This is a genomic window from Pseudomonas sp. MD195_PC81_125 (assembly GCF_014060985.1).
GTDB lineage: Bacteria > Pseudomonadota > Gammaproteobacteria > Pseudomonadales > Pseudomonadaceae > Aquipseudomonas > Aquipseudomonas parakoreensis.
In genome coordinates this window covers 1-12995 of the sequence record NZ_JABULD010000403.1, presented here as the reverse complement: position 1 = coordinate 12995, position 12995 = coordinate 1, and the positions used below count along the sequence as shown (strand labels likewise).

Annotated in this window: 4 protein-coding genes; 3 read left to right on the top strand and 1 reads right to left on the bottom strand. The window is 61.9% G+C overall.

Annotation, left to right across the window (positions count from 1 at the left end; genetic code table 11):
* Positions 1-11180, top strand: an 11180-nt coding sequence (locus HT737_RS16515) for an immunoglobulin-like domain-containing protein (protein WP_182403305.1), incomplete at its 5' end; no start/stop codon positions are given.
* A gap of 147 nt (positions 11181-11327) precedes the next feature.
* A complete protein-coding gene (locus tag HT737_RS16510) occupies positions 11328-11666 on the top strand; it encodes a tryptophan synthase subunit beta (protein ID WP_121182990.1) in 339 nt (112 codons plus the stop codon).
* 119 nt (positions 11667-11785) lie between these two features.
* Here the strand turns inward: HT737_RS16510 and HT737_RS16505 are convergent, their stop codons facing one another.
* The gene (locus HT737_RS16505) at positions 11786-12421 is read right to left on the bottom strand and encodes a TetR/AcrR family transcriptional regulator (RefSeq protein WP_182403304.1); all 636 of its coding nucleotides are present in this window, start codon (positions 12419-12421) and stop codon (positions 11786-11788) included.
* Between the two features lie 94 nt (positions 12422-12515).
* On the opposite strand from HT737_RS16505, the gene HT737_RS16500 reads away from it, so the two are divergent.
* The coding region (locus HT737_RS16500; protein ID WP_182403301.1) for an efflux RND transporter periplasmic adaptor subunit at positions 12516-12995 on the top strand (480 nt) is incomplete at its 3' end.

Genomic DNA, 12995 nt, shown 5'->3' with positions numbered 1-12995 from the left:
CGGAAGGTGGCTCGATCGTCTACACCGCGACGCTGACCAACCCGGCCGGTACGCCGGTCACCGTGACCCTGTCGAACGGCGCGGTGATCACCATCGAAGCGGGTAAAACGACCGGCACCGTGACCGTTCCGGCGCCAGCCGATGACGTCTACAAGGACGCCGGCAAAGTCGAAGTCACGATCAAGGATGCGTCGGGCGGCAACTTCGAGAGCCTCGTTCCGAGCACGGTTCCGGCCGTAACCGAAGTCACTGACACCATTGATACTTCGACCGTGAAACTCACGGCCGATACCTCGGTCGCTGAAGGCGGCACCGTCACTTACACCGCGACCGTTGGCGCACCAGTCACTGGCTCGCCAGTGACTGTCACTTTGGCCAACGGTCAGACCATCACCATCGAAGTCGGCAAGACCACCGGCACCGTGACCACCACCGCGCCAAACGATGCGCTGACGGGTCACGAACCGCTGACCAACTCGATCACCGGCGTCAGCGGCGGCAACTACGAAAATCTGGTCGCTGACAAAACCCCGGTCAGCACCACCGTCACTGACACCGTGGACACGACGAATCTGTCGCTCAGCGCCACCAACTCGGTCGCCGAGGGCGGTTCGATCACCTACACCGCGACCCTCACCAATGCCGCTGGCTCGCCGGTCACCGTGACGCTGTCCAACGGTTCGGTGATTACCATCGAAGCGGGCAAGACCAGCGGCACCGTGACGGTTCCAGCGCCAGCCGATGACGTCTACAAAGACGCCGGCAAGGTTGAAGTCACCATCAACGGTGCAACCGGTGGCAACTTCGAGAACCTTGTTCCGAGCACTGTTCCGGCAGTGACTGAAGTCACTGACACCATCGACACCACGTCGGTGAAACTGACCGCAACCGAGTCCGCTGCTGAAGGTGGCACCGTCACCTACACCGCGACTGTCGGTGCTCCGGTAACCGGCTCGCCTGTGGTCGTGACCCTGGCCAACGGTCAGAACATCACCATCGAAGTCGGCAAAACCACCGGCACCGTAACGACCACCGCACCGAACGATGCGCTGAACGGTCACGAACCGCTGAACAACTCGATCACCAATGTCAGCGGTGGCAACTACGAAAACCTCGTTGCCGACAAGACGCCAGTCAGCACCACCGTGACCGACACCGTCGACACCACCAACCTGTCGCTGAGCGCGACTCCGGCGGTGAACGAAGGTGGCCAGATCACCTACACCGCCACCCTGACCAACGCCGCCGGCACTCCGGTGACCGTGACGTTGAGCAATGGCGCGGTGATCACCATTGACGCCGGCAAAACTTCCGGCACCGTGACCGTCGATGCACCGAAGGATGACGTCTACAAGGACGCCGGCACCGTTGAAGCGACCATCAAGGGCGCGACCGGTGGCGACTTCGAAAACCTGGTCACCAGCAACACGCCGGCGGTGACCACCGTCAACGACACCATCGACACCTCCACCGTGTCGCTGACTGCCACCGCCAACGTCGCCGAAGGCGAGACCGTGGTCTACACCGCGAGCGTGACCGCACCTGTAACCGGCTCGCCAGTTGTGGTCACTCTGTCCAATGGCCAGACCATCACCATCGCCGTCGGTGAGACCACCGGCAGCGTGAACTTCGTCGCGCCGAACAGCCCATTGGCGGGCGGCAGCTCGCTGAGCGTCGCCATCGACAAGGTTGCCGGCGGTAACTATGAAAACCTGGTGGCCGACAAGACACCGGCAAACACCTCAGTGTCGGACACTGTCGACACCACCAACCTGAACCTGACTGCCAGCGACTCGGTGGCCGAGGGTGGTTCGATCGTCTACACCGCGACCCTGACCAACCCGGCCGGGACTCCGGTGACCGTGACCCTGTCCAACGGCGCGGTGATCACCATCGAAGCCGGTAAAACCACCGGTACCGTGACTGTTCCAGCTCCGGCCGATGACGTTTACAAAGACGCCGGTAAAGTCGAAGCGACCATTTCCAGCGCCACCGGTGGCAACTTCGAGAATCTGGTGCCTAGCACGGTTCCGGCCGTCACCAACGTTACCGACACCATCGATACCACCACGGTCAAACTGACCGCGACCGAGTCTGCGGCTGAAGGTGGCACCGTCACCTATACCGCTACTGTAGGCGCGCCGGTGACCGGTTCGCCTGTGGTCGTGACCCTGGCCAACGGTCAGAACATCACCATCGAAGTCGGCAAGACCACCGGCACCGTCACCACCACCGCGCCGAACGATGCGCTGACCGGCCATGCGCCGCTGACCAACGCCATCACCGACGTGAGCGGCGGTAACTACGAAAACCTTGTGGCGGATAAAACGCCGGTTTCGACCAATGTCACTGACACCGTCGACACCACCAATCTGTCGCTCAGTGCCACTGGCACCGTGGCCGAGGGTGGCTCGATCGTTTACACCGCGACCCTGACCAACGCGGCTGGCTCGCCAGTCACGGTGACGTTAAGCAACGGCGCCGTCATCACCATCGACGCCGGTAAAACCACCGGTACCGTGACTGTTCCAGCTCCGGCCGATGACGTTTACAAAGACGCGGGCAAAGTCGAAGCAACCATTTCCACCGCGACCGGTGGCAACTTCGAGAACCTGGTGCCGAGCACCGTTCCTGCAGTCACCAACGTCACCGACACCATCGACACCACTACGGTCAAACTGACCGCGACCGAATCTGCGGCTGAAGGTGGCACCGTCACCTATACCGCTACCGTGGGCGCACCAGTGACCGGTTCGCCTGTGGTCGTGACCCTGGCCAACGGTCAGAACATCACCATCGAAGTCGGCAAGACCACCGGCACCGTCACCACCACCGCGCCGAACGATGCGCTGACCGGCCATGCGCCGCTGACCAACGCCATCACTAACGTGACCGGTGGCAATTACGAGAATCTGGTCGCCGACAAAACCCCGGTTTCGACCACCGTTACCGATACAGTCGACACCACCAACCTGTCGCTGAGCGCAACCAATTCGGTCGCCGAGGGTGGTTCGATCATCTACACCGCAACCCTGACCAACGCCGCTGGCTCGCCAGTGACCGTGACGTTGAGCAACGGTGCAGTCATCACCATCGAGGCCGGCAAAACCACCGGCACCGTAACCGTTCCAGCGCCAGCCGATGACGTTTACAAAGACGCAGGCAAAGTCGAAGCGACCATTTCGACCGCCACCGGTGGCAACTTCGAGAACCTGGTGCCGAGCACTGTTCCAGCCGCCACCAACGTGACCGACACCATCGACACCTCGACCGTCAAACTGACTGCCGACACTTCGGTGGCCGAAGGTGGCACCGTCACCTATACCGCAACCGTCGGTGCGCCGGTAACCGGTTCTCCGGTTGTGGTGACCTTGGCCAACGGCCAGAACATCACCATCGAAGTGGGTAAAACCACAGGCACCGTGACCAGCACTGCACCGAACGATGCGCTGACCGGTCATGCGCCGCTGACCAACTCGATCACCGGTGTGACTGGTGGCAATTACGAAAACCTCGTGGCTGACAAAACCCCGGTCAGCACTAACGTCACCGATACCGTCGACACCACCAACCTGTCGCTCAATGCGACCGGCACCGTGGCCGAGGGTGGCTCGATCGTTTACACCGCGACCCTGACCAACGCGGCTGGCTCGCCAGTCACGGTGACGTTGAGCAACGGCGCCGTCATCACCATCGACGCCGGTAAAACCACCGGTACCGTGACTGTTCCAGCTCCGGCCGATGACGTTTACAAAGACGCCGGTAAAGTCGAAGCGACCATCTCCAGCGCTACCGGTGGCAACTTCGAGAATCTGGTGCCTAGCACCGTTCCAGCCGTCACCAACGTCACCGACACCATCGACACCACCACGGTCAAACTGACCGCGACCGAGTCTGCGGCTGAGGGTGGCACCGTCACCTATACCGCAACCGTCGGTGCACCGGTAACCGGTTCGCCAGTGACCGTGACTCTCGCCAACGGCCAGAACATCACCATCGAGGTGGGTAAAACCACCGGTACTGTAACCACTACAGCACCGAACGACGCGCTGACCGGCCATGCGCCGTTGACCAACGCCATCACTAACGTGACCGGTGGCAATTACGAGAATCTGGTCGCCGACAAAACCACGGTTTCGACCACCGTTACCGATACAGTCGACACCACCAACCTGTCGCTGAGCGCAACCAATTCGGTCGCCGAGGGTGGTTCGATCATCTACACCGCGACCTTGACCAACGCCGCTGGCTCGCCAGTCACCGTGACGTTGAGCAACGGCGCCGTGATTACCATCGAAGCGGGCAAAACCACTGGCACTGTGACCGTTCCGGCACCTGCCGATGACGTGTACAAAGACGCCGGCACCGTTCAGGCAACGATCACCAACGCTACCGGTGGCAACTTCGAAAATCTGGTACCGAGTACTGTGCCGGCTGTGACTCAGGTCACCGACACCATCGACACCACCACGGTCAAACTGACCGCGACCGAGTCTGCTGCCGAAGGTGGTACCGTCACCTACACCGCGACCGTTGGTGCGCCAGTGACTGGCTCGCCAGTCGTGGTGACCCTGGCCAACGGTCAGAACATCACCATCGAAGTCGGCAAAACCACCGGCACCGTCACCACCACCGCGCCGAACGATGCGCTGACCGGTCATGCGCCATTGACCAACGCGATCACTGACGTGAGCGGTGGCAACTACGAGAACCTCGTTGCCGACAAAACCCCGGTCAACACCACGGTCACCGATACAGTCGACACCACCAACCTGTCGCTGTCCGCGACCGGTACCGTGGCCGAAGGTGGCTCGATCGTTTACACCGCGACCCTGACCAACGCCGCTGGCTCCCCAGTCACCGTGACCCTGTCGAACGGCGCCGTGATCACCATCGACGCCGGTAAAACCACCGGCACCGTGACCGTTCCGGCTCCGGCTGATGACGTCTACAAAGACGCCGGCACCGTTGAGGCCACGATCAAGAGCGCGACTGGCGGCAATTTCGAAAACCTGGTGACCAGCAACACCCCGGCCGTGACCAGCGTCACCGATACCATCGATACCACCACGGTCAAACTGACCGCGACCGAGTCTGCGGCTGAAGGTGGCACTGTCACTTACACCGCGACCGTCGGTGCGCCAGTCACCGGTTCGCCGGTTGTGGTGACTCTGGCCAACGGTCAGAACATCACCATCGAAGTCGGTAAAACCACCGGCACGGTGACCACCACCGCGCCGAATGACGTATTGACCGGTCATGCACCGTTGACCAACGCCATTACTAACGTGACCGGCGGCAACTACGAAAATCTGGTGGCCGACAAGACCCCGGTCAGCACCACCGTGACCGACACTGTCGACACCACCAACCTGTCCCTGAGCGCAACCAACTCGGTCGCCGAGGGTGGTTCGATCATCTACACCGCAACCCTGACCAACGCCGCTGGCTCGCCAGTGACCGTGACGTTGAGCAACGGTGCAGTCATCACCATCGACGCGGGCAAAACCACCGGCACCGTCACCGTTCCGGCTCCAGCGGACGACGTCTACAAAGACGCCGGTACCGTGCAGGCGACCATCAAGTCGGCGACAGGTGGCAACTTCGAAAATCTGGTACCGAACACCACGCCGGCCGTGACCAACGTCACCGACACCATCGACACCACTGGGGTGAAACTCAGCGCCACTGGCACCGTGGCTGAAGGTGGCACCGTCACCTACACCGCCACCGTCGGTGCGCCAGTCACGGGTTCGCCTGTCGTTGTGACACTTGCCAACGGCCAGACGATCACCATCGACATCGGCAAGACCACCGGCACCGTGACCGCCATCGCGCCGAACGATGCGCTGACCGGCCACGCGCCGTTGACCAACTCGATCACTAACGTGACCGGCGGCAACTACGAAAATCTGGTGGCCGACAAGACGCCGGTCAGCACCACTGTGACCGACACTGTCGACACCACCAACCTGTCCCTGAGCGCCACTAATACGGTCGCCGAGGGTGGTTCGATCATTTACACCGCAACCCTGACCAACGCGGCTGGCTCGCCAGTCACCGTGACTCTGTCGAACGGCGCCGTGATCACCATCGACGCCGGTAAAACCACTGGCACCGTGACCGTTCCTGCCCCGGCTGATGACGTCTACAAAGACGCCGGCACCGTGCAGGCAACCATCACCAATGCCAGCGGCGGCAACTTCGAAAACCTGGTACCAAGCACCGTACCGGCCGTGACCAGCGTCACCGATACCATCGACACCACTACCGTGAAGTTGTCTGCCACCGGTACAGCGGCCGAAGGCGGCAACGTTGTCTACACCGCCACCGTCGGTGCGCCAGTCACTGGCTCGCCAGTCGTGGTAACCCTGGCTAACGGCCAGACGATCACCATCGACATCGGCAAGACCACCGGCACCGTGACCACTGCTGCGCCAAACGACGCGCTGACCGGCCACGCTCCACTGACCAACGCCATCACCAACGTCAGCGGCGGCAACTACGAGAACCTCGTGGCCGACAAAACGCCGGTCAGCACCACCGTGACCGATACCGTCGACACCACCAACCTGTCGCTGTCCGCGACCGGCACCGTGGCCGAAGGCGGCTCGATCGTTTACACCGCAACCCTGACTAACGCCGCTGGCTCGCCAGTGACCGTGACCCTGAGCAACGGCGCCGTGATCACCATCGACGCCGGCAAAACCACCGGCACCGTCACCGTCCCTGCTCCGGCCGACGACGTCTATAAAGACGCCGGCACCGTGCAGGCCACGATCAAGACTGCCACCGGTGGCAGCTTCGAAAATCTGGTTCCAAGCACCACGCCAGCCGTGACCAGCGTCACCGACACCATCGACACCACTGGCGTGAAACTCAGCGCCACGGGCACCGTGGCCGAAGGTGGCACCGTCACCTACACCGCCACCGTCGGTGCACCTGTGACTGGCTCGCCAGTCGTGGTGACCCTGGCCAACGGCCAGACGATCACTATCGACATCGGCAAGACCACCGGCACCGTGACCAGCATCGCGCCAAACGATGCACTGACCGGCCACGCTCCGTTGACCAACTCGATCAGCAACGTGACCGGCGGCAATTACGAAAACCTCGTGGCCGACAAGACCCCGGTCAGCACCACCGTGACCGACACCGTCGACACCACCAGCCTGTCGCTGAGCGCGACCCCGGCGGTGAACGAGGGCGGCCAGATCACCTACACCGCGACCCTGAGCAACGCCGCCGGCTCGCCAGTGACCGTGACCTTGAGCAACGGTTCGGTGATCACCATCGACGCCGGCAAAACCACTGGCACCGTGACCGTTCCGGCTCCGGCTGACGATGTCTACAAAGACGCCGGCAGCGTGCAGGCGACCATCACCAACGCCAGCGGTGGCAACTTCGAGAACCTGGTACCGAGCACGACACCGGCCGTCACCAGCGTCGCCGATACCATCGACACCACCACCGTCAGCATCACCGGCAGCACCTCGGTGACCGAAGGCCAGACCGCCAGCTACACCGTCAGCCTGACCCACCCGGCGCAAACCGACGTGACCCTGAAAATCGTCTACAGCGGCACCGCCGCCGACGGTTCGGACTTCACTGGCGTGTACACCGTGAAGATCCCGGCAGGCGCCAGCAGCGCGCAGTTCAACGTCGCGACCATCGATGACAAGATCACCGAAGGCACCGAGAACTTCGTGGTCAAGATCGACTCGGCCACCGGCGGCAACTTCGAGAACCTGGCTGTCAGCAGCACCAACGGCAGCGTCAGCACCTCGATCATCGACAACGATGCGCCACCGGTCATCGACCTGGATGCCAACAACTCCAGCGGCGCCACCGGTGCCGACTACAAGGTGACGTTCACCGAAAACACCCCGGGCGCCGGCGTGTCGATTGCCGACACTGACCTGACGATCACCGACCCGGACAGCACCATGCTGACCGGTGCGACCATCGTCCTGACCAACCGTCAGGACGGCGATGCGCTGAACCTCGGCAACAGCGTCAACGGCATCACCATCAATGCCAACAGCACCAACGGCACCGTGACCCTGACCCTGTCGGGTAACGCGACGCTGGCTGACTACATGCAGGCCATCAAGAACATCACCTTCACCAACAGCAGTGAAGACCCGAGCACCGTGCCACGGTTCATCACCGTGACCGTGACCGATGGCGGCAACTACTCCAACACTGCGACCACCACGGTCAACGTGGTGGCGGTCAACGATGCGCCGGTTGCAGCGCCAGTCAACGTCACTGGCACCGAAGACACCCCGCTGATCCTCGGCTGGTCGACCTTCGGTGTGACCGACGTGGACAGCCCGGCCAGCAGCCTGGGGATCAAAATCACCCAGCTGCCGGGCGAAGGCAAACTGCAGTATCTGGACGGTTCGACCTGGAAAGACGTCGCCAACAACCAGACCTTCAGCAAGGCTGACATCGACGCGGGCAAGCTGCGCTTCCTGCCGGATGCCAACGAGTCGGGCGTCAACGGTTACGGCGGCACCGGCATGGGCAACAACCAGGCCGACTACGCGCAGATCAAGTTCCAGCCCACCGACGGCCAACTGCTGGGCAACACCGGCACCGTGAAGATCGACATCACGCCAGTGGCGGATGCACCGACCGTGAGCGTGGCCGACAACAGCGTGAAATCCACCGGACTGGTCAAGGAAGTCTGGACCGGTCTGGCGGGCCTGGGTACCAGCGGCAATGGCGCTGACTCGACCACGCTGAAAAACGTGATCGATGGCGCCGGCACCCCGAACTCCAGCACCAACGTGGCCAACGTGCAGTCGGACGGCAGCGTGACCGCCGGCACCGCGTCGAAAACCTCGGGCCTGATCTATCTGGAAGCTGGCAAGACCTACAGCTTCAGCGGCGTAGCTGACGACAGCCTGCTGATCACCATCGGCGGCAAGAGCGTGGCGTCGGGCACCTGGGGCGCGGGCGGTACGATCAGCGGTTCGTTTACCCCGACCACCAGCGGCTACTACACCCTGGACATTTACCACCACAACCAGAGCGGCCCGGGCAGCTATGACGTGAACCTGTCGGTCAACGGCAGCACGCCGATCGACCTGAGCAGCGCCGGCGTGCCGATCTACACCGGCGTGCAGGATCTGGTGAATGCCGGTGTGACCGTCTCCGACCTGCACGGTACCAACGGCGAAGGCTACTACGACGGCTACAAACTCAACACCGGCGCCGAAGGCACCACGGTGAAACTGTCGGCGATCAACACCGCGCTGACCGACACCGACGGCTCGGAAACCCTGAGCGTGAAGATCAGCGGTGCGCCGGTCGGTTCGGTTCTCTCCGACGGCCATGGCCACAGTTTCACCGTCACCGCGAGCAATGGCGAAGCCAACGTCACCGGCTGGAGCCTCGGCAGCCTGACCCTGACCCCGCCGACCTACTACAACGGCCAGTTCAACCTGACCGTGACGTCGACTTCCAGCGAGATGGTCGGCGGCTCGGCCAGCAGCACCGCGACGATTCCGGTCACCGTGGTGCCGGCGGTGTACAACGCCGTGGTCGGTACTTCGGGCGATGACACCTTCAACGGCACCGACGGCAACGACATCATGGTCGCCGACATCGGCGGTCTGACCGTGGTGCCGGGTACCAACTACAACATTGCGTTCATGGTCGACAGCTCGGGCAGTATGAGCACCTCGTCGATCAACGCGGCCAAAGACTCGCTGACCTCGGTGTTCAACACCCTCAAGCAGAGCCTGGGCGGCAGCAACTCGGGGACCGTGAACATCTTCCTGGTGGACTTCGATACCCAGGTCAACAAGTCGGTCTCGGTGAACCTCAACGACCCGAACGCGCTGACCCAGCTCAAAGCCGTACTCGACTCGATGACCTCCGGTGGCGGCACCAACTACGAAGACGTGTTCAAGACCACGGCCAACTTCTTCCAGAGCACGGAAGCGCTGGCCAACACCGGGGCGAAGAACCTTACCTACTTCATCACCGACGGCCAGCCGACCTACTACCAGAGCGGCGAGCAGACCAACCCGACGCTGTATGGCAGCGTGAAGTTCGACAGTGTGGTCACGACCAGCAACTACAAGCTGGGCGATACCTTCAGCACGTACATCGACAACACGCATTACCTGAGCATCAACTCCAGCGGTTATGCCCAGTTGCAGACCTACAACGGCCGCGGCTGGACCACCACCAACCTGGGCACGGTTCACGCTCAGGGTGACGGCACCTACGAGCTGTCGAGCCTGGCCGGCACTGGTAACAGCACCACGACTGCCACCACCGACAACTCCAGCAGCAGCTTCGCCTTGCTCAGCGGTCTGTCGAACGTCGAAGCCATCGGTATCAACAGCGGTGTCAGCCTCAACGACCTGAAACCGTATGACTCGGATCACTTGCCGCAAACCAACATCGATCCGAAGGATCTGGCCAACTCGATCATCGGCCATACCGAAGCGACGATGCCGGGCAACGACACTGTCAGCGGTGGCGACGGCAACGACATCCTGTTCGGCGACCTGGTGAGCTTCAACGGCATTGCCGGCGAGGGTTATCAGGCGATGCAGGCGTTCGTGGCGCAGCAGACCGGCGTGGATGTCAGCAAAGTCACCACCAGCAACGTGCACCAGTACATCACCGAGCACTATCAGGCGTTCGATGTCTCCGGTGCGCACGATGGCAACGACACGCTGCTGGGTGGCGCAGGCAATGACATCCTCTTCGGCTCGGGCGGCAACGACCTGCTCGACGGCGGCAAGGGCAATGACATCCTGCTCGGCGGCACCGGCAACGACACGCTGATCGGTGGCCAGGGCAACGACATCCTGATCGGTGGTTCCGGTGCCGACACCTTCGTCTGGAAAGCAGGCGACACCGGCAACGACGTGATCAAGGACTTCAACGCCAGCGAAGGCGACCGCATCGACCTGCGTGACCTGTTGCAGGGCGAAACCGGCAGCACCATCGACAACTTCCTGAAGATCACCACGGTTGATGGCACGTCGTCGCTGCAAGTCAGCTCGGCGGGCAAGTTCAACTCCGGCGACGCGGCAGCCGCCACGCCGGACGTGACGATCAAACTGGAAGGCAACAACTGGTCGAGCGCCAACATTCACAACCTGATCGCCGGCAGCGATCCGACCATCAAGGTCGACCACAACAACAGCTGATGCGTGTACAAAACGGCCGCCCCTTGGGGCGGCCGTCACGTTTGCGGCTAACTCGGCGGTGACGATTTCGTCGCCAGCCCGCATACTCGCGCGCAGTTGGCCTATGCTGCTGACAGCATGACGCTGGTTCTTTCTGAGGGATGCTCAATGTTTTACGTGCAACGCGATGCGCAGGGTCAGTTGATTCGCGTGGAAGCGGCGGCCTACGCCGAGGCCACGGAAACGCTGCCGGCCGACCACCATGACATCCAGGCCTGGTTCGCCAACGCGGCCGTGGAAAACAGCCTCAAACAGCTCAAGCAGAGCGACTTTGAAATGATTCGGGTACTCGACGACCTGATTCAGGTGCTGACCCAGAAGGGCGTGATCCGCGTCACCGACCTGCCGCCGGCGGCGCAAGCCAAACTGATGGACCGGACCCAGGCACGGGAAGCGTTGGGCGGGTTGAGCCACCTGATCGATGAAGATGAAGGCGGGCTGATCTGATCCGCGATCTTCAGTGACCTGACAGTCCCCTTCGCGAGCAGGCTCGCTCCCACATTGGAATGCATTTCAAATGTGGGAGCGAGCTTGCTCGCGAAGGCGTCCGCAAAAACTCCGCAAAATCAGGGCCGATACGCCCGCATGAACAACCCCACCACTTCCTGCACATGACTCTCTGAGGCTTCTTCGCTCAGCGGTTCACCGCAGCAATACAGCAAACGAAAATTCCCCGCACCCTTGAGCAGGCAGAAGAAATGCTCGGCGGCATTGCGCGGCAGGTCGATGCTCAGCACGCCGGTCTCGTCGATGCGTTTGAGCAGCCGCTCCATGCCTTGCACCATGCGTTCGGGGCCAGCGTCGAAGAAGATCTGCGACAGCTTCGGATCCTGGGTGCCCAGCGCCATCATCAAGCGATGCAGATTTACCGACTCGTCGCTGTTGATCAGCTGATGAAAGCCCCGGGCAATGTTCAGCAACACATTTTCCACGGGGATGCCGGCGGGCAATTCGAAGAACAGCGGCGGTAACTGCTCCTCGCATTTGGCCATTACCGCGGAGGAGAACAGCGTCTCCTTGTCGTTGAAGTGGCTGTAAACCGTCAGTTTCGACACGCCCGCCTCGGCGGCGACCGCGTCCATGCTGGTGTTGGCGTAGCCGTGACTCAGAAACAGGGTTTTCGCCGCATCGAGGATTGCCCGGCGCTTGGCCGGATCCTTCGGACGGCCCGGGCCGTTTGGAGCTGAAAGATTGTTCGACATTCTTCGCTTTTAATACTGGACTGGTGAGTTTGCTATTAATACCATACCGGCCAGTATAAATATTCCAAGCACCATAAGCGAAAGGTCCGTCACCATGTTCCGCTATGCGTTGTCCTTTGCCGTGCCAGTCAGTCTGGCTGTTTTATTGTCCGCATGCGGTCAGGAAGAGGCGACGTCAGTCAGCGTTCGACCGGCCATGGTGGTGCAGCCAGAGCCTTCGGCGCAGGCGATGGAAAGTTATCCGGGTGAGGTTCGCGCCCGCTACGAACCCGATCTGGCGTTCCGCATTGGCGGCAAAGTCAGCCGACGACTGGTCGAGGAAGGCCAGCGCGTGAAGGCTGATCAACCATTGGCCGAGCTCGATCCGCAGGACGTACGCCTGCAACTGGAAGCCACTCGCGCCCAGGTCGCCGCCGCTGAAGCCAATCTGAACCTGGTGCGCGCCGAGCGTGACCGCTACAAAACCTTGATGGAGCGGCAGATGGTCAGCCGTTCTGCCTACGACAACGCGGAAAACCTCTACCGCTCCGGCGAAGCCCGCCTCAAGCAAATCAAAGCCGAATTCAACGTCTCG

Excerpts from the sequence above, each read along its gene's own strand:
- HT737_RS16510 (WP_121182990.1), top strand. The coding sequence starts at position 11,328 with ATGTTTTACGTGCAACGCGATGCGCAGGGTCAGTTGATTCGCGTGGAA.
- HT737_RS16505 (WP_182403304.1), bottom strand. The coding sequence starts at position 12,421 with ATGTCGAACAATCTTTCAGCTCCAAACGGCCCGGGCCGTCCGAAGGAT.